Annotated in this window: 20 protein-coding genes; 12 read left to right on the top strand and 8 right to left on the bottom strand. The window is 72.6% G+C overall.

The annotated features are described in order from the left end of the window. Window positions 1-3: 3 nt before the first annotated feature. Window positions 4-762 (top strand): nucleotidyltransferase domain-containing protein, encoded by a 759-nt coding sequence (locus tag ACZ4YL_RS38155; protein WP_468122858.1) that lies wholly within the window; start codon window positions 4-6, stop codon window positions 760-762. On the opposite strand, the gene ACZ4YL_RS38150 is transcribed toward ACZ4YL_RS38155, so the two are convergent. The 3 genes from ACZ4YL_RS38150 to ACZ4YL_RS38140 all read right to left on the bottom strand — a co-directional run bounded on the left by ACZ4YL_RS38150 (window position 751) and on the right by ACZ4YL_RS38140 (window position 2,362). Further along, window positions 751-1,431 carry a nucleotidyltransferase domain-containing protein gene (locus tag ACZ4YL_RS38150; protein WP_468122856.1) on the bottom strand — a complete coding sequence of 227 codons (681 nt, stop codon included), beginning with the start codon at window positions 1,429-1,431 and terminating at the stop codon, window positions 751-753. The two genes, ACZ4YL_RS38155 and ACZ4YL_RS38150, sit on opposite strands and share 12 nt — an antisense overlap. A 28-nt stretch (window positions 1,432-1,459) precedes the next feature. Then, on the bottom strand, window positions 1,460-1,939 hold the full coding sequence (locus tag ACZ4YL_RS38145) for a Rieske (2Fe-2S) protein (RefSeq protein ID WP_468122854.1): 480 nt from the start codon (window positions 1,937-1,939) through the stop codon (window positions 1,460-1,462). Between the two features lie 81 nt (window positions 1,940-2,020). Then, window positions 2,021-2,362 (bottom strand): DUF952 domain-containing protein, encoded by a 342-nt coding sequence (locus tag ACZ4YL_RS38140; RefSeq protein WP_468122853.1) that lies wholly within the window; start codon window positions 2,360-2,362, stop codon window positions 2,021-2,023. Window positions 2,363-2,421: 59 nt separating this feature from the next. Here ACZ4YL_RS38140 and ACZ4YL_RS38135 point away from each other — a divergent pair, with 59 nt between their 5' ends. The 5 genes from ACZ4YL_RS38135 (at window position 2,422) to der (ending at window position 7,199) form a co-directional block, all read left to right on the top strand. Further along, complete coding sequence (locus ACZ4YL_RS38135) at window positions 2,422-2,943, top strand: YidB family protein (protein ID WP_468122851.1); 522 nt, start codon at window positions 2,422-2,424, stop codon at window positions 2,941-2,943. A 132-nt stretch (window positions 2,944-3,075) separates the two neighbouring features. Then, window positions 3,076-4,164 (top strand): prephenate dehydrogenase, encoded by a 1,089-nt coding sequence (locus ACZ4YL_RS38130; RefSeq protein WP_468122849.1) that lies wholly within the window; start codon window positions 3,076-3,078, stop codon window positions 4,162-4,164. A gap of 143 nt (window positions 4,165-4,307) precedes the next feature. Further along, window positions 4,308-5,015, top strand: coding sequence for a (d)CMP kinase (gene cmk, locus ACZ4YL_RS38125; protein WP_468122848.1), 708 nt, complete (start codon window positions 4,308-4,310; stop codon window positions 5,013-5,015). A gap of 56 nt (window positions 5,016-5,071) precedes the next feature. Further along, window positions 5,072-5,659 (top strand): lysophospholipid acyltransferase family protein, encoded by a 588-nt coding sequence (locus ACZ4YL_RS38120; RefSeq protein ID WP_382550876.1) that lies wholly within the window; start codon window positions 5,072-5,074, stop codon window positions 5,657-5,659. A gap of 76 nt (window positions 5,660-5,735) precedes the next feature. After that, window positions 5,736-7,199: a ribosome biogenesis GTPase Der gene (der, locus tag ACZ4YL_RS38115; RefSeq protein WP_382550867.1), complete on the top strand. Its 1,464-nt coding sequence runs from the start codon at window positions 5,736-5,738 to the stop codon at window positions 7,197-7,199. A gap of 33 nt (window positions 7,200-7,232) precedes the next feature. On the opposite strand, the gene ACZ4YL_RS38110 is transcribed toward der, so the two are convergent. Next, window positions 7,233-7,595 (bottom strand): hypothetical protein, encoded by a 363-nt coding sequence (locus ACZ4YL_RS38110; RefSeq protein WP_468122847.1) that lies wholly within the window; start codon window positions 7,593-7,595, stop codon window positions 7,233-7,235. A 208-nt stretch (window positions 7,596-7,803) separates the two neighbouring features. Next, window positions 7,804-8,613: a hypothetical protein gene (locus ACZ4YL_RS38105; RefSeq protein WP_468122845.1), complete on the bottom strand. Its 810-nt coding sequence runs from the start codon at window positions 8,611-8,613 to the stop codon at window positions 7,804-7,806. A gap of 296 nt (window positions 8,614-8,909) precedes the next feature. Here ACZ4YL_RS38105 and ACZ4YL_RS38100 point away from each other — a divergent pair, with 296 nt between their 5' ends. The 3 genes from ACZ4YL_RS38100 to ACZ4YL_RS38090 all read left to right on the top strand — a co-directional run bounded on the left by ACZ4YL_RS38100 (window position 8,910) and on the right by ACZ4YL_RS38090 (window position 11,322). Continuing rightward, complete coding sequence (locus ACZ4YL_RS38100; RefSeq protein ID WP_468122843.1) at window positions 8,910-9,620, top strand: transglycosylase family protein; 711 nt, start codon at window positions 8,910-8,912, stop codon at window positions 9,618-9,620. Between the two features lie 129 nt (window positions 9,621-9,749). Beyond that, window positions 9,750-10,304 (top strand): MTB12 C-terminal domain-containing protein, encoded by a 555-nt coding sequence (locus tag ACZ4YL_RS38095; protein ID WP_468122842.1) that lies wholly within the window; start codon window positions 9,750-9,752, stop codon window positions 10,302-10,304. Between the two features lie 37 nt (window positions 10,305-10,341). Further along, the gene (locus tag ACZ4YL_RS38090) at window positions 10,342-11,322 is read left to right on the top strand and encodes a helix-turn-helix transcriptional regulator (protein WP_468122840.1); all 981 of its coding nucleotides are present in this window, start codon (window positions 10,342-10,344) and stop codon (window positions 11,320-11,322) included. Window positions 11,323-11,608: 286 nt separating this feature from the next. Here ACZ4YL_RS38090 and ACZ4YL_RS38085 read toward each other — a convergent pair whose 3' ends face one another. Both ACZ4YL_RS38085 and ACZ4YL_RS38080 read right to left on the bottom strand, forming a co-directional pair. Continuing rightward, window positions 11,609-12,739 carry a phosphatase PAP2 family protein gene (locus ACZ4YL_RS38085; protein ID WP_468122838.1) on the bottom strand — a complete coding sequence of 377 codons (1,131 nt, stop codon included), beginning with the start codon at window positions 12,737-12,739 and terminating at the stop codon, window positions 11,609-11,611. 242 nt (window positions 12,740-12,981) lie between these two features. Further along, a complete protein-coding gene (locus tag ACZ4YL_RS38080; RefSeq protein WP_468122836.1) occupies window positions 12,982-14,097 on the bottom strand; it encodes a hypothetical protein in 1,116 nt (371 codons plus the stop codon). 304 nt (window positions 14,098-14,401) lie between these two features. On the opposite strand from ACZ4YL_RS38080, the gene ACZ4YL_RS38075 reads away from it, so the two are divergent. Beyond that, the gene (locus tag ACZ4YL_RS38075) at window positions 14,402-16,066 is read left to right on the top strand and encodes an MFS transporter (RefSeq protein ID WP_468122835.1); all 1,665 of its coding nucleotides are present in this window, start codon (window positions 14,402-14,404) and stop codon (window positions 16,064-16,066) included. A gap of 457 nt (window positions 16,067-16,523) precedes the next feature. Continuing rightward, the gene (locus tag ACZ4YL_RS38070) at window positions 16,524-17,696 is read left to right on the top strand and encodes an acyl-CoA dehydrogenase family protein (RefSeq protein ID WP_030730023.1); all 1,173 of its coding nucleotides are present in this window, start codon (window positions 16,524-16,526) and stop codon (window positions 17,694-17,696) included. 9 nt (window positions 17,697-17,705) lie between these two features. Here ACZ4YL_RS38070 and ACZ4YL_RS38065 read toward each other — a convergent pair whose 3' ends face one another. Next, complete coding sequence (locus ACZ4YL_RS38065; protein ID WP_052875748.1) at window positions 17,706-18,155, bottom strand: cell division protein SepF; 450 nt, start codon at window positions 18,153-18,155, stop codon at window positions 17,706-17,708. A gap of 285 nt (window positions 18,156-18,440) precedes the next feature. On the opposite strand from ACZ4YL_RS38065, the gene ACZ4YL_RS38060 reads away from it, so the two are divergent. Next, on the top strand, window positions 18,441-19,748 hold the full coding sequence (locus tag ACZ4YL_RS38060; RefSeq protein WP_468122833.1) for a DUF5685 family protein: 1,308 nt from the start codon (window positions 18,441-18,443) through the stop codon (window positions 19,746-19,748). The last annotated feature ends 52 nt before the right edge of the window (window positions 19,749-19,800 follow it).

Raw genomic sequence — 19,800 nt, 5'->3', positions numbered from 1 at the left:
TCCATGCTGGACGCACTGAGTATCGACCTGACCCCCGTCGTGGCGGAGCAGCCCGACCCGCTGCTCTTCGCCACGGTCTCCGGCGCGCACCTGTACGGCTTCCCGTCCCGGGACTCCGACATCGACCTGCGCGGCGCCCACCTGCTCCCGGCGCAGGCCCTCCTCGGCCTGCGCGAACCGCAGGAGACCCGGACCCGCATGTGGGACCGGGACGACGTGGAGATGGACCTCGTCACGCACGACCTGCGCAAGTTCGTCCGCCTGATGCTGAACCGCAACGGCTACGTCCTGGAGCAGCTGCTCTCCCCGCTCGTGGTCCACACGACGGCGGCGCACGAGGAACTGATCGCGCTGGCCCCCGGCGTGCTGACCTCCCACCACGCCCACCACTACCGGGGGTTCGCGGGCACCCAGTGGCGGCTCTTCGAGAAGTCCGCCGCACTCAAACCGCTGCTCTACGCGTTCCGGGCACTGCTCACCGGCATCCACCTCATGCGGTCGGCCGAGGTGCAGGCGCACCTGCCGACCCTGCTGACCGAGGTGCCGGAGGCGCCCCCGTACCTCGCCGCCCTCATCGAGGCCAAGGTGGCCGCCGAGCACGGGGGCTACGAAGGACCGCCCGTCGGCGGCGTGCGCGAGGACTTCGAGGCGCTGCACGCCGTGCTGGACGCGGCGCAGGCCGCGTCCGCGCTGCCCGAGCGGTCGACGGCGTACGACGCGCTGGACGAGTTCGTCGTACGGCGGCGCACGCTACGCGGCTGACGCGCGGCGGGTGCGGACCAGGAAGTCCTGCACCCGGGCGTGGTCCGGCTCCGCGGGCAGCACGGTGGAGGCCAGGGCGCTCTCCGTCTCCTCCTGGAGGCGGCCCATCCAGGCGTCGACCTCCTCCCAGCCGAGCTCGCCGCGGCGGACCGCGAGCAGGCGGTCGCGGTACGGGCCGGCGTCGATGGTCAGCCGGCCGGTGCGCAGGAGGTCACGGCAGGACAGCAGCAGGCGCAGCAGGTGCATGGCGTGCTTCCAGCGCGGGGCGCCGTGGATGCGGACGTCCGCGAGGAGCTTGCCGCGCTGGGAGGCCGCGTACCGGCTGAAGCTGGTGTGGGCCCGGCGGGAGAGGAAGGCCCCGCGGAGGGAGAGCAGTTCCTCGCCGACCGGGGTGACCTCTTCCACCAGGGGGGAGTGCAGGCACTCCAGGATGTTCGGGTTGGCCCGCAGGGCGAGTTCGCAGAAGCGCTCCAGCTCCCAGGAGAACTCCTCGTCCCGCGGGCCCTCCACATGCGCGGGGGGCTTCTCGAACCGCCAGAACAGCGGCGTCGGGGCGAGGTAGACACCGCGCAGGTCGGTGTCGCTCGCCTCCGTCGCCAGTCCGAACGCCCGGGAGCCCATCACACACCGGTAGACCGTGTGGTCCCGTACCAGCGTCAGATCGTCCATCCGCGGAGCGTAGGCGCCTGACCTGCCGCTATGCGAGCGAGATATTGCCGTCCGCCGCGACCTTGATCTTCTTCTCCGCCAGCCCCTTGGTGGCCGGACCCTTGGTCACCGCGCCGTCCGCGATCGCGAACTTGCTGTTGTGGCAGGGGCAGTCGATGCTGCCGTCCTCCACCTTGTTGACCAGGCACCCCTGGTGGGGGCAGACCGCCGTGAAGCATTTGAAGGTGCCGGCCTTGGGCTGGGTGACCACGACCTTCTCCTCCTTGAAGACCTTGCCGCCGCCCACCGGCACGTCCGCCTTCTTGGTGAGGGCCTTGCCGGCCGCGGCGCCCGCGTCCGACGGGGTGGCGGGAGCCGGGGCGGCGGGCTGGACGGCCGCGTCGTTCGGTTCCCCCGGGGAGGCCTTTTCGCCGCTTCCACCGCCGCAGGCGGTGATCGCGCCGCCTGCCAGGGTGGCTGCGCCGATCGTCAGTACCGTGCGCCGGGCGGTGTGCGTGAGGTCGCTCATGAGTCTCTCCTCGCTTCGTGGCCGGATGGCGTGCAGCATCCTGGCCTGCGGCGGGCCTCAGGTGAAGCCTGCCGCGCCGGTTCATCGGCCCGGTTCCCATGGGGCCAGTGAGGCAGGGCTGCCGGGTGTGCGTACGACCTCCCACACGTGGATCACGGCTTCCCGGTTCAGCGGACCGTGAACATGTGGATATCGGCCACCGGAATCACCCTCCCGGCGGACCTCGGCGGTCAGCACGCCCTCGTCGAGCTCCACCGCGAGCAGGATCCCGGGTACCGACCGGTAGTGCGCGTCGACGATCGCGAGTGCCGTGGGGCGGTCCGCGGAACAGTGGACGAACCCCTCGGCCTCCAGCGAGGGCGGGGCGTACGGGAGCTCGGGCGCGGCGGCCCAGTCGGCGAGCGGGACGATGTGGAAGATCATGCGGATCGTTCTACCGCAGGGGGCGCGGACATGTGCGCCAGGTGGCGGCATGATCCGCAATGGGTGACATTGTCCGTGTCTCGAAGCCGGGTACCCCGCTGTCCGCGCGGCCCGGTCCCCCTGCGAAAGGCATGACGATGGCGGGTAACGACCTCGGCTCCCTGCTCGGCGGCCTCCTGGGCGGCAGCGGCGGCCAGGGCGCGAGCTCCGGCGGCGGCAACATCCTCGGTGCGCTGCTCGGCGCCCTCACGGGCGGGGCCGGCGGTTCCCAGGCCGGCGGTTCCCAGGCCGGGAGCAACCCGCTCGGCGGGCTGCTGGACATGCTGACCAAGTCGGGCCTCGCCGACCAGGCCCAGTCCTGGATCGGCACCGGCGACAACCAGTCGGTCAGCGGCGCCCAGATCGCCGAGGCGCTGCCCGACGAGGCCCTGCAGAAGGCGGCCGCGCAGGCCGGCGTCAGCCCGCAGGAGGCCGCCGACCAGATCGCGCAGGCGCTGCCGGAGGCCGTCGACAAGCTGAGCCCGGAAGGACAGCTTCCGAGCGGGTCGCTGGAGGACATCATCCGCGCGCAGAAGTTCTGACCGCCCGGCAGCGCCGCACGAGGGCCCGGCCGCCGTCCCACGGGATGGGCGGTCGGGCCCTCGTGCCGCAGGTGCTGGATACCCTGGCCGGACAGTCCGTCAGCTCGCCTTTTCGTCCCCTGGGAGTGCCTCGTGAGAACCGCCGTCGTCATCGGAACCGGACTGATCGGCACCTCCGCGGCGCTCGCCCTGTCCGCCCGGGGGATCACCGTCCACCTCGCCGACCACGACCCGGACCGGGCCCGTACGGCGGCCGCCCTCGGGGCCGGCACCGACGAGGTCCCCAAGGAGCAGGTCGACCTCGCGATCGTCGCCGTACCGCCGGCCCACGTGGCCGCGACCCTGGCCGACCTGATCGGGCGCGGGGTCGCGCGCGCCTACGTGGACGTGGCCAGCGTCAAGGGCGGACCGCGGCGGGAGCTGGCGGCGCTCGGCGTGGACGTCACCGCCTACATCGGGACGCACCCGATGGCCGGCAAGGAGCAGTCGGGGCCGCTCGCCGCCACCGCGGACCTCTTCGAGGGCCGCCCGTGGGTGCTGACCCCCACCCGGGACACCGACCACGAGGTGCTCAACCTCGCACTGGAGCTGGTGGCCCTGTCCCGGGCCGTACCGGTGGTCATGGACGCCGACGCCCACGACCGCGCGGTGGCGCTCGTCTCGCACACCCCGCAGCTGGTCTCCAGCATGGTCGCGGCCCGGCTGGAGGAGGCCGACGAGACGGCGGTCCGGCTGTGCGGGCAGGGCATCCGCGACGTGACCCGGATCGCGGCCTCCGACCCGCGGATGTGGGTGGAGATCCTTTCGGCCAACCCGGGGCCGGTGGCCGACGTCCTCGCCGGGATCGCCGCCGACCTGGAGGAGACCGTGGAGGCACTGCGGGGCCTGCAGTCCGCCGACGTGGAGAAGCGGCGCGGCGGCGCCGCGGGCATCGAGGACGTGCTGCGCCGCGGGAACGCGGGCCGGGTCCGGGTGCCGGGCAAGCACGGCGCGGCGCCCACGGTCTACGAGACGGTGGCCGTGCTCATCAGCGACCAGCCCGGGGAGCTGGCGCGGATCTTCGCCGACGCGGGGCGGGCCGGGGTCAACATCGAGGACGTACGCATCGAGCACGCGACGGGCCAGCAGGCCGGCCTCGTCCAGCTCATGGTGGAGCCGCGGGCGGCGGCCGGCCTGACCGCCGAGCTGCGCGAGCGGGGCTGGGCACTGCGACAGCAGTAGCGGAGCACCAGGGGCGGCCCGGGCGGGCCGGCCGACCCCCGGAACGCACGGCGGGGACGGGGGCCGTCCGGGGCCGGTAACCTTGGGGAGGGGCGCTTTGCCGCGCCCGGACACGTACGCGCAACCAGGAAGGTGCCCGCACCGTGGAAACCGCAGCTCCGTCCGCCGTGATCGTCGCCATCGACGGTCCCTCCGGCACGGGCAAGTCCAGCACCTCCAAGGCCGTGGCCGCCAAGCTCGGGCTGCGCTACCTGGACACCGGCGCCCAGTACCGGGCCATCACCTGGTGGATGATCACCAACGGCGTCGACACCGACGACCCGCAGGCCATCGCGATCGCCGCCGGCAAGCCCGCCATCGTGTCCGGCACCGACCCGGCCGCCCCCACCATCACCGTGGACGGCCTCGACGCCGCCGGTCCCATCCGGACCCAGGAGGTCACCTCCAAGGTCAGCGCCGTCAGCGCCGTCCCCGAGGTGCGCACCCTGATCACCGATCTGCAGCGCTCCATCGCCGCCGAGGCGGCCCAGGAGGCCGACGGGATCGTCGTCGAGGGCCGGGACATCGGCACCACCGTCCTGCCCGACGCCGACCTCAAGATCTTCCTGACCGCTTCCGCCGAGGCGCGCGCCGCCCGGCGCAGCGGCGAGCTCCGCGGCAAGGAGGCCGCCGACCTCGCGGCCACCAAGGAGGCGCTGATCAAGCGCGACGCGGCCGACTCCGGCCGCAAGACCTCCCCGCTGGCCAAGGCCGGCGACGCCGTCGAGGTGGACACCACCGACCTCACGCTCGACCAGGTGATCGAGTGCGTCGTGACGCTGGTGGAAGAGAAGCGGGCGGGCCGCAAGTGAGCCAAGCGCCCTCCCTCAAGGGTGCGGCGGTCGGCAGGCGCATCGGCATCGGGCTTATGTACGGGCTCTGGAAGCCGCGCGTACTGGGGGCCTGGAAGGTGCCCGCCTCGGGCCCCGTCATCCTCGCCGTGAACCACTCGCACAACATCGACGGCCCCATGGTCATGGGCACCGCGCCCAGGCCGCTGCACTTCCTGATCAAGAAGGAAGCGTACGTGGGCCCGCTCGGCCCCTTCCTCGAAGGGATCGGGCAGGTCAAGGTCGACCGCGGCGGCCCCGACCGGACGGCGATAGGCCGCGCCCTCGGCGTGCTCGACAATGGAGGGGCCCTGGGGATATTTCCCGAGGGCACCCGGGGCGAGGGCGACTTCGCCTCGCTGCGCGCGGGCCTCGCGTACTTCGCGGTCCGCAGCGGCGCACCCGTCGTCCCCGTGGCCGTCCTCGGCAGCGGGGACACCCCGGGCCGGGTCGTCAAGGGCCTGCCGGCCCTCAAGAGCCGGGTCGACGTCGTCTTCGGCTCGGCCTTCGACGCGGGTGACGGCAGTGGCCGCCGGACCCGTACCGCGCTGGACGAGGCCACCGTACGCATCCAGGACCGGCTGACCGCCCACCTGGCCGACGCCAAGCGCCTCACCGGGCGCTGAGCGAGACTTGAAACCAGTAGTGGAACCGCGCTGCGCGGGTACCACCGATCACCACGAACGACGAGGAACGGACTTCATGAACGACCAGCACGACCACGGAGCACTTGGCGACGCCGAGTACGCGGAGTTCATGGAGCTCGCCGCGGAAGAGGGCTTCGACATCGAAGAGGTCGAAGGCGCGATCGAGGAGGCCGGTCACGGCCCGCTTCCCGTCCTCGCCGTCGTCGGCCGCCCGAATGTCGGCAAGTCGACCCTGGTGAACCGGATCATCGGCCGCCGTGAGGCGGTCGTCGAGGACAAGCCCGGCGTCACCCGCGACCGCGTCACGTACGAGGCCGAATGGGCCGGCCGCCGCTTCAAGGTCGTCGACACCGGCGGCTGGGAGCAGGACGTCCTCGGCATCGACGCCTCCGTCGCCGCCCAGGCCGAGTACGCCATCGAGGCCGCCGACGCGGTCGTCTTCGTCGTCGACTCCAAGGTCGGCGCCACCGACACCGATGAGGCCGTCGTACGGCTGCTGCGCAAGGCGGGCAAGCCCGTCGTGCTGTGCGCCAACAAGGTCGACGGCCAGAGCGGCGAGTCCGACGCGGCCTCCCTGTGGTCGCTCGGCCTCGGCATGCCGCACCCGGTCTCCTCGCTGCACGGCCGCGGCACCGGTGACATGCTCGACGCCGTCCTGGAGGCCCTGCCCGAGGCCCCCGAGCAGACCTTCGGCGGCGCCGCCCCCGGCGGCCCGCGCCGCATCGCGCTGATCGGCCGCCCGAACGTCGGCAAGTCCTCGCTCCTGAACAAGGTGGCGAAGGAGGACCGCGTCGTCGTCAACGAGCTGGCCGGCACCACCCGCGACCCGGTCGACGAGCTGATCGAACTCGGTGGCATCACCTGGAAGTTCGTCGACACCGCCGGTATCCGCAAGAAGGTCCACCTGCAGCAGGGCGCCGACTACTACGCCTCCCTGCGCACGGCCGCCGCCGTCGAGAAGGCGGAGGTCGCGGTGATCCTGATCGACACCACCGAGACCATCAGCGTCCAGGACCAGCGCATCATCACGATGGCCGTCGAGGCGGGCCGCGCGATCGTGATCGCGTACAACAAGTGGGACGAGCTCGACGAGGAGCGCCGCTACTACCTCGAGCGCGAGATCGAGACCGAGATGCAGCAGGTCGCCTGGGCGCCCCGGGTGAACGTCTCGGCGCTCACCGGCCGCCACATGGAGAAGCTGGTCCCGGCGATCGAGACGGCGCTGGCGGGCTGGGAGACGCGCGTCCCCACCGGCCGGCTGAACGCCTTCCTCGGTGAGGTCGTCGCCGCCCACCCGCACCCGATCCGTGGCGGCAAGCAGCCCCGCATCCTGTTCGGTACCCAGGCGGGCAGCAAGCCGCCGCGGTTCGTCCTCTTCGCCTCCGGCTTCCTGGAGCACGGCTACCGGCGCTTCATCGAGCGCCGCCTGCGCGAGGAGTTCGGCTTCGACGGCACGCCGATCCACATCTCGGTGCGGGTGCGCGAGAAGCGCGGCGCCCAGTACAAGAAGAAGAAGTAGGACCGGGCGGGGACTCCGGCGGACTCAGCGGGGTCAGTAACCCCGGCGCGGAGCGGGCGGCAGGGCCGCCGGGATGTGCGTCATCCCGGTCTGGTGCTGCCGCCCGTCGGCGTATCCGGGGGTGGCCGCGTACGAGTACACCGGCAGCGGCTGCGGGGTGTACGAGGGCTGCCAGCCGTCGACGCGCTGCCACGCGGAACCGTTCCAACCGCTGCCGTACGAGCTGCCGCTCGTGTACGAGCCCCCGTAGGAGAAGGACGTGAACCCGTGGTCCTCCTCGCCCGTACGGTCGCCCGGCAGCGCCCGGAAGGCGCGCAGGTACTCCGAGTACAGCGTGTCGTAGATCGGGGTGTGCGAGACGGCCGGAGGGGTGTCCCGGTCCCGTGCGGGACGCATCGCGGGGACGGTGCTCGGATAGGACGGGGCGCGGGAGGAGTCGTATGAATGCACGTACCAGCCAACGAAACCGGCGCGCTGCGGATGCGGGGTGACAGGGGACGAAACGCAGATCGCCGGGGGTGTGCGGGACGGACCGCACACCCCCGGCGCACGCCGCCCGGCCCCTCGGCGGGGGGCTGGGCGGCCGTTCTCGTACCGGCTGGGATCAGGCGCCGGGCGTACCCGCCAGCGGCATCGCGGCGGCCACGAGCTTGCCCGCGGCGGCGGCCTTGTCCAGCGCGTCGCGCAGCAGGTCCTCACGGGGCTGCTGGCCGATGGAACCGACCGGGGCGGCGTAGATCAGTACGCGCTGGGTCTTGTTGACGGCGGCCCGCCAGCCGTCGGTGACCGACAGCGCCTGGTGCGCCTGCCACCAGGCGACCTGGCCGCCGCCGTCGTTGCCCGGCTGCAGCACGGCGTGCAGCTGGCCCGCGGCGAGCAGGACCGACCAGCCGCCGAGGACGGTGGGGACCTCGGCGGTGTCGGTGACCGGGATGAAGCCCTGCTCGATCAGGAGCGGCAGGAAGTCGTCGCCGGGACCGTCGCTGCCGGGGCGGGCGATGGGCGCGGTCGGCTCGACGACCAGGGCGGGGTGCAGCTCCCCGGCGATCAGGATCAGGCCGCTGGTGATGCCGAGGACGGCCTGGCCGCCGGGCACGTTCTGCGGGGCGGCGCCGGGGCCGCCGACGGCGGCCGGGCTGTCGCCGGTGATGCTGCGGACGGCGCCCTGGAGCTGCTCCTCGGAGACCGAGACCACCTGCGAGGGGATGCAGGTGGCATGGGCGAAGGCGAGGACGGCGGTCTCCTCGCCGACGAACAGCACCGTGCTGGTGCGGTCGTTCTCGGGGTCGCCCGGGGTACGGCAGGAGGTGCAGTCGTAACTGCGCGGCGCGTCTTCGCCGACGAGCAGCCTGTCGGCTTCTTCGTCACCGATCTCGGCACGTACCTCATCACTGACGTCGAGCATGCGCGGCACGGGGTGGCTCCTCGGCATAGGTGCGGGGCCGGGAGGCTCCCGGCTCGCCGGGCTCAACGGCCGGGCGGCGGCCGGGGTCACGCCATTTGAGGGAACGGATTCGAACCTGGCCCCCGGAAGGGTGAACCGTGCGACCGGAGCTTTGCTTTCATACCAACTGTTTCTCGATTGTGCTCAGTTGATGCCCAGGTGTGGTCGTTTGGGGCGGTGGTGACGGTCGGCCGACCGGGTGGGGTGCGGTGCCCTGCCGCGTGGCGGGCCGAAGGGGGCCGCGGGTGGCTGCGTAGCGTGACCCGATGCCCAACCACCGGACCTGTCGGGCCGCATCCGGCGGCGCCGTCGTGCTCGCCGCCGTGCTGGCGCTCGTACTGCCCCGCGCGGCCGCAGCCGCGGCCGTGGCTCCGCCGCCACCGGCGCCCGGGCCGGCCGGGGCGGCGCACCCCGGCTCGCCCGGTGTGATCGGGGACGGGCCGGGGGACTGCGGACCGGGCGGGGAATGGCCCTGGGACTGCGTGGCCGACTGCGAGAGCGGCGGGCGGTGGGCGGTGAACACCGGCAACGGCTTCTACGGGGGGCTGCAGTTCTGGCAGCCGACGTGGGAGGAGTACGGCGGGCTGGCGTTCGCGAAACGGGCCGACCTGGTCGGCCGCGTGCAGCAGATCCGGGTCGCCGAGGACGTCCTCGGCTCGCAGGGCTGGAACGCGTGGCCGGTGTGCTCCAAACGGTACGGGCTGGCCGGACGGATGCACGCGGTGCGGGACGGCGACACGCTGGTGTCGGTCGCCCGCAAACACCGGGTCCGGGGCGGGTGGCGGGCCCTGTACGAGGCGAACCGGGAGCGGATCGGGCCGAAACCGGAGGCCCTCACGGTGGGCATGCTGCTGGCCCTCCCGGCCCCGGAGCCCGCCGCCCCGCCGCAGGCCCCGGCCGGGCCGGCGCCCGCGCCAGCGCCGGTGCCGGGTCCGGTCACCGCTCCGGCCGCTCCGCCAGCGGCCCCGCGCCCCTGACCCGGGCCGCCCGGGCCGCCCGGGCCGTCCGGGCCGTCCGGGCCGCCCGCGCGTTGCGCGATGCCGTACGGGCGCCGACCCTGGAAACGACGAGCCGAACGGCTCGCTCGGACACCGGTGGTGAGCCAGATGGTCCAGAGCAGACACCCACGCGCCCACCCACACGTACACCCGCGCGCACCCGTACGGGCCGCGGCCTGCACGGCGGCCGCGGTCCTGCTGGCCGTCCCGGCGGCCGTGGGGTGGTCCGCGCCCGCGGTGGCGGCGGGGCCCCCGGGCCCACCGTCCGCCGCGGTCCTGGTCCTGCCCGCCGCGGACGGGCCGGCGGATCCCGCGGCGGCCAAGGAACAGATCGAGAAGAACTGGACCGCATTCTTCGACCCGAAGACCCCCACCGACGAGAAGGCCGAGCTGTTGCAGCACGGCGACCTGCTCAAGGTGCTGCTGGACGGCTTCTCGACCGGTGCCGAAGCGGCCAAGACCTCGGTCAAGGTCACCGGCGTCACCTTCACCTCACCCACCGAGGCCGAGGTGACCTACGACCTGAAGGTCGGCGACGAGACGGTACTGCCCGGCAGCAAGGGGACCGTGGTGTTGGAGGACGGGGTCTGGAAGGTCTCCCTGAAGACCCTCTGTTCGCTCGTCGAGCTCAGCGGCGCCGAGGCACCACCGCTGGTCTGCTGAGGCCCGGCCGGACGCGGCGCGCTGGCAGACTCTGGGGATGCTCGATACCTCCGCACGACTCCTGCGCCTGCTGTCCCTGCTGCAGGCCCACCGCGAATGGACCGGGGCCGATCTCGCGGATCGCCTCGGGGTCACCGCGCGGACGGTCCGGCGCGACGTGGACCGGCTGCGGGAGCTCGGGTATCCGGTGAACGCCAGCCCCGGGACCGGCGGCGGCTACCAGCTGGGCGCCGGGGCCGAGCTGCCGCCGCTGCTGCTGGACGACGACGAGGCCGTGGCCGTCGCCGTGGGCCTGCGGACCGCCGCCGGGAACGGGGTCGAGGGCATCGGGGAGGCCTCCGTACGGGCCCTCGCGAAGCTGGAGCAGGTGCTGCCGTCACGGCTGCGCCGCAGGGTGTCCGCGCTCAACGAGTTCACCGTACCGATGCTGCGCGGCGCCCAGCGGTCCACCGTGGACCCCTCGGTGCTGACCGAGCTGGCCTCGGTCTGCCGGGACGGCGAGCGGCTGCGCTTCGGGTACCGCGACCACGAGGGGAACGCCAGCCGCCGCACCGTCGAACCGCACCGGCTGGTGTGCACCGAGCGGCGCTGGTACCTGGTGGCCTGGGACCTGGACCGGGAGGCGTGGCGGACCTTCCGTGCGGACCGGATCGAGCCCAGGCCTCCGCACGGTCCGCGGTTCACCCCGCGCCCGGCGCCCGCCGAGGACCTCGCCGCGTACGTCTCCGAGGGCGTGTCGCAGCGGGTGTACGCGGCCCGCGCGGTGGTGCGGCTGAAGGTTTCGGCGCAGGACGCGGCACGGATCATCGGGCCGAGCGACGGGGTCCTGGAACCGGTCGACGGGCAGAGCTGTCTGCTGCGCACCGGGGCGGTCAACCTGGACGTTCTGGTGATTCACGTCATGCTGCTCGGTTGTGAGTTCGAAGTCGTCGAGCCGCCGGAGCTGACGGATCGGATCAGGGCCGCCCGGGATCTTCTGGGGAGGGCCGTGGAGACCGGAGAAGTGAAGGAAATGTAGGGGAGCTGAGGGGGATTCAACTGGTCTGGTCCAAGAGGATCGTGGCAATCCCGGACAGGAATTCGGCAGGGTTCGGCGCAAATTCCAAACCGCCTGAACCCCGGGCGTGTCGCGGACCGGTAAACAATTTGCGGCTGTTGATATTCTGTGACACAAGCGTGACCCGGGACGGACGAACGTCCGGGCGTGGCGCTGACGAACGGCGAAGGCGGGCCGGGTCCGAGGACCTGGCCCGCCTTCGTGTGTCGCGGGGAGAGGTGGTGCGTACCGCCCCCGCGGTGGGACGTCAGCCGCCGGCCACCGGACGGGCCGCGGCCCCCCGGGCGGGGGCCCGCTCGGTGTGCGCCGGGCGGCGGCTGCCGACCGGCGTGACCGGGGTCCGCTCGGAGCGGATCACGTGCGGCCGGCCGGCCGGGTGCACGGCGGGCCGGGCGGTGGGGGAGTGCGCGGTGACGTTGCTCGCGGTGCTCGTGGTGGTTGCGGCGCTCGTGGTGGCCGTGGTGGCCGCCACTGCCACGGTGGCCGTGACGGGCTGCGGGACCGGCTCCGCGGCGGTGCCGGCAGCGGTCCCGGCGGGGCTCCGCAGCTGCCACTTGCCGCCCGCCGAGAGCAGCGGGGTGAGCACGGAGACGACCGGGGCGGGCATCCGGCCGGTCTCGGCGCGGCGGCGCAGCAGCTCGCGCACGTCGAAGACGTAGGCCTCGGTCCGGGCGATGAGCGGCTCGAACCAGGGGAGGGCCAGCAGGATCAGCAGGCCCGCGGACCATCCGAGCAGGACGTCGCTGACCCAGTGGGTGCCGAGGTACACGGTGGTGGCGCCGACGCTCAGCGAGACGACCGCGGACACCACGGACAGCACCCGGCGGGTGACGCCGGTGGAGGCCAGGTAGGCCAGGATTCCCCATGTCACCACGGCGTTGGCGGTGTGACCGGAAGGGAATATATCGCCACCGGCGAAGAGTTCGGCGGATCCGATCTCCGTGGCGTAGTGCGGACCGAGCCGGCCGAGGCCGAGCTTGACGGAGCCGACGGTGATGTTGAGCAGCAGCAGCGCCACGCCGAGGGTGATCAGCGGGCGGAGGGTGTGCTGCCGCCAGGAGCGCCAGCCGAGCCAGGCGGCGACCATGACCGCGGTGGGTCCGCGCTGGCCCAGCACGACCAGATAGTCGAGGAAGGCGTGCAGCTGCGGCCACTGCTCGTAGGGCCGGAAGAACATGATCTGCCAGTCCAGGCGGACCAGCCAGGAAGTGGTCAGTACGGCAACCACGATTGCGAGATAGAAGGCGAGGGTCGATCCCAGGAGTACGACGCGGTGCCGGCTCATCTGCGGGGTTTGCAGATGAGCCGGTCGCTCTGGTTCCCGGTCCAGCCGGGCGAACACCCGCTCCAGACGGGTCAGGATTTGGTCGGTACGCACTCAATCGACGTTACCGCCCGTCGATGGTCGGCCCGGGCGAATCGCGGGCTTTGTGATGACCATGTGATGTGGAGTTGGTCTCACGCGGGACTTAATTCCCGTTATTTCGACAGTGGTTGGCGGTCGCTTGATCCGCTGCCTCGGTGAATTGTTTCGGTCACTTATCCGGACTTTATTGCCCAGCGGGCCATTTCTTTTGCTGAAAGATGGACCGGAATGATCCATTCCGTGACGTGGGGGCTCTATGGAGGACCCGAGCCGTTCAGCCAGAACGCCCCGTAGACCGAAGAGGCCAGGGCCAGCGCGCCCACCACCGCGGCCGCCCGCCCGGTCCGCCACCGCGCCAGCGCCACCGCCGGCGGCAGCACCAGCGGGAAGGCGGGCAGCAACAGCCGGGGCTTGGAGCCGAAGTACCCGGACGCGCACAGCGCCAGCGCCACGACGATCCCGCAGTACACGAGCAGCGGCACCGGCTGCCGCTGCTGGACGCACTTCGCGTACAGCCAGAGCACCAGCACGACCCCCGCGATCAGCCCCACCCCGGCGAGGAACGCGGACGAGGCCAGCTTCGCCCCGATGAACCCCGCGAACGCCCAGCCGCCGTCGAAGCCGTTGCCCCAGCCGCCCTGCACGTCCAGGTAGCCCAGCAGGCCGCCCCCGGTGCGCGCGCCGACCCACAGCACGTACGCCGCCGCGCCCGCCGGAGCCAGCAGCACCCCCGCGACCGTCCGCCAGGACCGCTCCCCGCGCCGCCAGGCCATCGCCGCGGCCACCCACACCGCCGCGACCACCGCCGCGCCGACCGGGCGGGTCAGCCCGGCCCCGGCCGCGAGCAGCCCCGCCGTCAGCCACCGCCCGCGCAGGGCCCCGTAGAGAGCCCAGGCGGCCAGGGCGGTGAACAGCGACTCGCTGTACGCCATGGACTGCACGATCCCGACCGGCAGCGCCGCCCAGACCGCGACCGCGAACACCCCGGCCCGGCGGCCGTGGACCAGATCGGCCACCGCGAAGATCCCCCAGGCCGCGGCGAGCCCCGCGACCACCGACACCACCAGACCCGCGGAGCCGTACGAGAACCCGGTCGCGGCGGACACCACCCGTTCCAGCCACGGCAGCAGCGGGAAGAACGCCAGGTTCGAGTGAACGTCCCCGTTCGGGAGGAGCACCTCGTACCCGTACCCCTCCGCTGCGATGCGGGCGTACCAGAGCGAGTCCCAGCGGGCCGACAGCAGCGTGTGCGGGCTGCTGCCGACCGCCGCGCCCCACACCGCGAGCACGGTCAGCCCGAGCAGCCGGACCGCCGCGAAGGCGGCCAGGGCGGGCGCGGCCCGGCGAAATCCAAGATCTTCCACAGGCATGATTATCGGTGGAGCCGGCGATACGCCCCACGAGGGGCAGGAAACGCGGCGTGCGGAAACCACGCGCCGTGAGCGCGCGTGTACACGGGGGAAGAAGGACTGCGGAGGGAGTGGCATACACCACACCGGGGCCGCCGCCGGGATGAGAGCTTGACCACGTGTCGTGCAGACGAACTCGCGTACGCTGACCGTTCACTCGCGTGTCGATGCCGGACCCCGTTGGACGCCGCACAGCGCACCACCCCCCGTGGCTCCGCAAGACGCTGGTCCGCCGAGCGCGAGGGATCACCTGGGAGGTACATGCATGTCGGGGACGAACGCGGCCGGGGTCCGGACCCCTTCCCCCTGGCAGCGGCTGAACGCCGCCTCCGGTGGGACCAACCGCTGGGTCGTCCTGGCGGTGCTCTGCGTCAGCCTGGTCCTCGTCGCGCTCGACGCGACGATCCTGCACGTCGCCGTCCCCTCCGTCACCGAAGACCTGCGCCCCGGCTCGATCGAGCTCCTGTGGATCGTCGACGCCTACCCGCTGGTCTGCGCCTCGCTGCTCATCCTCTTCGGCACCCTCGGCGACCGGGTCGGCCGCCGCCGCATCCTCCTCCTCGGCTACGGGCTCTTCGGCGTGGCCTCCGCGATGGCGGCCCTCGCCGACAACGCCCACGTCCTCATCGCCGCGCGCGCCCTGCTCGGCATCGGCGGCGCGATGATCATGCCCGCCACCCTGTCGATCCTGCGGCAGGTCTTCCCAGACCGGCGCGAGCGGGCCCTCGCCATCGGCATCTGGACCGCCGTCGCCGCCATTGGCGCGGCCAGCGGCCCGGTGCTCGGCGGCTTCCTCGTCCAGCACTTCTGGTGGGGCTCGGTCTTCCTCATCAACATCCCGCTGATGGCACTGACCCTGCCGCTCGGCCGCTGGCTGCTGCCGGAATCGCGCGGCTCCGCCGACGGGCCGTGGGACGTGCTCGGCGCGCTGATGGCCGCCGCCGGTGTACTCGGCACGGTGCTCGGGATCAAGCGGCTGGGCGCCGAACGCCGGCTCCTCGACGCCGAGGCACTGCTCCCGCTGCTGGTGGGCGTGGTGCTGCTCGTGCTGTTCGTGCGGCGCCAGAAGCGGCGCGAGCACCCGCTGATCGACATGCGGATGTTCTCGCGGGCCGCCTTCTCCGCCTCGGTCGCCTGCATCGTCCTCGCCATGCTGGCCCTGGTCGGCCTGGAACTGATCGCCGTCCAGTACCTGCAGCTGGTGCTGCACCTCAGCCCGCTGGAGACCGGCCTGCGGCTGCTGCCGCTGACCTTCGCCGCCATGGCCGCGGGCGCCACCGGCTCGTACACCCTGGGGCGGGTCGGGCCGCGCACGATGGTGTCGCTGGGCTTCGTCCTGACGGCCTGCGCCGTGCTGCTGCTGACGATCATGGGCCAGCAGGACCGGCCGCTGCTGCTGACCATCGGCTTCATCCTGCTCGGCTTCGGGCTGCAGACCACGCTGTTCGCCGCGTACGAGTCGATGCTGAGCGAGGCCCCGGCGGCCACCGCGGGCGGCGCGGCCTCGATCGGCGAGACCTCGTACCAGCTGGGCGCGGGCATGGGCATCGCGCTGCTGGGCAGCGTGATGAACGCGGCGTACCGGCCGGGGCTCCTGGGTGTGCCGGGGGTGACGGCGGCGGATTCGGCGGGCGCGGCGAATTCCCTGGGCGAGGCCTACCAGATCGCGGCGCACCTCGGGGGGCCGGCGGGGGCGTCGCTGTACGCGGCGGCGCGGCAGTCCTTCGTGCACGGACTGCATGTGACGTTGCTGGTGAGCGCGGTGCTGTTGTTCGCGGGGGCGGTGATGGCGCTGAAGTTGCCGCGGGCGATGGATTGCGGGGCGGCGGAGGATGTGGCGGCGCCGGCCGCCGGCGAGGCGGTGCGGTTGCCCGCGCAGGCGAAGGGTGAGCTGCGGGCGGCCCCGGCCCCGGTCGAGCAGGCGGGCTGACGCCGTCCGGTGCCGCCGGGTGCGGCGCCGTTGCCGGGGCTCCGCCCCGGACCCCGCGCCTCAAACTCCCCCAGCTACCGCTGGGAGGTGCCCCCTGGCGGGGCTGAAAGAGCGCCTCAATCGCCGGCGGGCTGGGTTGGTGCGGCGGGGCTGGAATGGCGGGGCGGATCAGTGGGGGCTGGATTTGCCCGGCCCGGGCGAATAGCTTCGGGCGAGCGCAAAACTTGCGCTGCTAGTGCTGTGACCGGAAAGGTTTGCCGGGTCACGGCGTCCGGTGCATGGGGTCTCCCCAGGCCCGCAGGGCCTGGGGGAAGCATCGCAAGGCGGAGGGCCGCGGGCCGTACTGGACGTACTTCCGTGGTCCGACAACGCGGCGAGGTGCCGTGCCGGGCGTCGCGACCCGGTGGACCTTTCCGGTCACAGCACTAGGTTCTGTCTCAGGCCGCCGGGAGGCCCAGTGTCCGCGTTCCTGCCCCATGATCCGCTCGGGCTCGACGAGCTCCTCGGGCCCGAGGACCTCGCCGTCCGGGACACCGTCCGCGCCTGGGCCGCCGACCGGGTGCTGCCGAACATCGCGCAGTGGTACGAGGACGGCGAGCTGCCCGGGATCCGCGAGCTGGCCCGGGAGCTCGGTGGCATCGGAGCGCTCGGGATGTCCCTCCAGGGCTACGGGTGTGCCGGTGCCAGCGCCGTGCAGTACGGCCTCGCCTGCCTGGAGCTGGAGGCCGCCGACTCCGGGATCCGCTCGCTCGTGTCGGTGCAGGGGTCGCTCGCCATGTACGCGATCTGGAAGTACGGCTCCGAGGAGCAGAAGCAGCGCTGGCTGCCCGGCATGGCCGCCGGTGAGCTCATCGGCTGCTTCGGGCTGACCGAGCCCGATGTGGGATCGGACCCCGCGGCGATGCGGACCTACGCCAAGCGCGACGGCACCGACTGGGTGCTGAACGGCCGCAAGATGTGGATCACCAACGGTTCCGTCGCGGCGGTCGCCGTGGTGTGGGCGCAGACCGACGAGGGGATCCGCGGTTTCGCGGTGCCCACCGACACCCCCGGGTTCTCCGCGCCGGAGATCAAGCACAAGTGGTCGCTGCGGGCCAGCGTCACGAGCGAGCTGGTGATGGACGACGTACGGCTGCCCGCCGACGCGGTGCTGCCGCTGGTCACCGGGCTCAAGGGACCGCTCGGCTGCCTCAGCCACGCGCGGTACGGGATCATCTGGGGATCCATGGGCGCGGCGCGGGCCAGTTTCGAGTCCGCGCTCGACTACGCGAGGACGCGGGAGCAGTTCGGCAAGCCGATCGGCGGTTTCCAGCTCACCCAGGCCAAACTGGCGGACATGGCCCTGGAACTCCACAAGGGCATCCTGCTCGCCCACCACCTGGGCCGGCGCATGGACGCGGGCACCCTGCGGCCGGAGCAGATCAGCTTCGGCAAGCTCAACAACGTCCGCGAGGCCATCGAGATCTGCCGCACCGCGCGGACCATCCTCGGCGCCAACGGGATCTCCCTCGAATACCCCGTCATGCGGCACGCCACCAACCTCGAATCGGTCCTCACCTACGAGGGCACCGTCGAGATGCACCAGCTGGTGCTGGGCAAGGCACTCACCGGTCTGGACGCCTTCCGGTGAGAGCCCTGCTCAGCTCTGGTTGAAGAAGTCGCGTGAGCGGCCGCCCGCTTCGCCGCTGACGATCTGGGTGTCGGCCGGGGTCAGGAGGAAGACCCTGGTCGCCACCCGCTCGATCGAACCGCGCAGCCCGAAGGTCAGTCCGGCCGCGAAGTCGACGACGCGCTTCGCGTCACCCGGGTCCATCGACGACAGGTTGACGATCACCGGAACCCCGTCGCGGAACAGCTCGCCGATGCCCCGCGCGTCACGGAAACCGTCCGGGGTGACCGTCGCGATGCGACGGCCGTGCTCCACGGCCGACTCGGATGCCACGCGGACCCGCGGGTCGGTGACCCACTGCTCGCCGGGGCCGGCCACCGAACCCTGGGCGGCCTCCGCGTAGTCGTCGTCGTAGTAGCGCTCGTCGTCGCTGTCCTCCACGAGACCCAGCCAGGCACTCGCCTTGCGCACCGAACCCATGGACTGCCTCCTTTCACCGCGGTCAGTCTGTCTTCTCTCCGCTGCCCCTATGCTCGTCCATGATGCTGACAACGCGCCAAGTGGATAGTCGCCGCGCAGGGGTTTCGTGACGGTACTGGTGCAGAACATCCGTTGCACGGTCAAGGATCCTGGTGGCTACCACTGCTGACTGAGTGAAAATACGACCGCCGCCGCCGTACGGGTGAGCGACGCGGACGTACGGGTGAAACGGGCGGGTCGATACGATGCCCGGCAGGCACGCGTACGACACACGGGGGAAGCAGCTTGTTCGGCATCGTGAGACCTTGCACGCACCGGTTGGGGGAGCGGTTCAAGGCGGAGTGGATGGCCCATCTGTGCGGGCTGTGCCTGGCACTTCGGGGAGATCACGGACAGTTCGCCCGGATCGTGACGAACTATGACGGGCTGCTCGTCTCCGTTCTGACGGAGGCTCAGTCGGGTACCGCGCCCGAGGCCCGGCGCACCGCCGGGCCCTGCCCGCTGCGCGGGATGCGCACCGCCTCGGTGGCCCAGGGCGAGGGGGCGCGGCTCGCCGCCGCCGTCTCGCTCGTGCTCGCCTCCGCCAAGGTGCGCGACCACGTGGCCGACCGGGACGGGCTGTTGGCCCGTGCCCCCATCGCCGCCGCCGCGCGCAAGGTGGCCCGCGGCTGGGACCGGGCCGGAGCCCGCACCGGAGCCTCGCTCGGATTCGACACCGCCGTGCTCGTCGACGCCGTGGACCGGCAGGCGGGCATCGAGACGCTCGCCGGCCTCGGCACCCCCGTGCTCGTGGTGACCGAGCCGACCGAGACCGCGACGGCCGCCGCCTTCGCGCATACCGCGCAGCTGGCCGGACGGCCAGGCAACGCACCCGCGCTGGCCGAGGCCGGCCGGTACTTCGGCCGGCTCGCGCACCTGCTGGACGCGGTGGAGGACCAGGGCGCCGACGCCGTCGCGGGCGCCTGGAACCCGCTCACCGCCACCGGGACCTCGCTCACCGAGGCCCGCAGGCTCTGCGACGACGCCCTCCACGGCATCAGGCTGGCCCTGCGCGAGGTCGAGTTCACCGACGCGGGGCTCGCCCACCGGCTGCTCGTGCACGAGCTGCGCACCTCGGTGGACCGGGCCTTCGGCACCGGCAGCTGCGGCCACACCGCGATGGCCTCCGCAGGCCAGGGCGGCAGCGGCAGCCCGTACGCGGGCCAGCCGTACGGTGGCCAGGGCGGGAACCAGTACGGCCAGAACCCGTACGGCCAGAACCCCTACGGCGGGGCCCCGTACGGCGGTGGAGCGGGCGGCCCGGGGATGCCGCCCACGGGCCCGGGCGGATTCGGTGGCGCGCCGCCCCCGCAGCGGCCGCGCCGCGGTCTGCTCGCGGGCTGCGCGGTGGCCATCGGGCTGTTCTGCACCTGCCAGATGTGCTGCACCGAGCACGAGGGCCCGTGGTCCCGGAAGAAGCGGGACCCGTGGTGCGACGCCTGTGAGTGCTGCGACTGCTGCAACGGCACCGGTTCCAGCGGCGGGAGCGGTGGCGGTGGTGGCGGTGGTGGCGACGGCTGCTGCAGCTGTGACTGCTGCGGCTGCGACTGCTGAGGCTCTTTCAGATTTCACAGGTCCGGACGGCGTACGCGGGGATTCCCGTCCG

The organism is Streptomyces sp. NPDC030021, assembly GCF_055574035.1.
The sequence above is the reverse complement of the archived record's forward strand: the minus strand, read 5'-3'. Positions and strand labels throughout refer to the sequence as shown.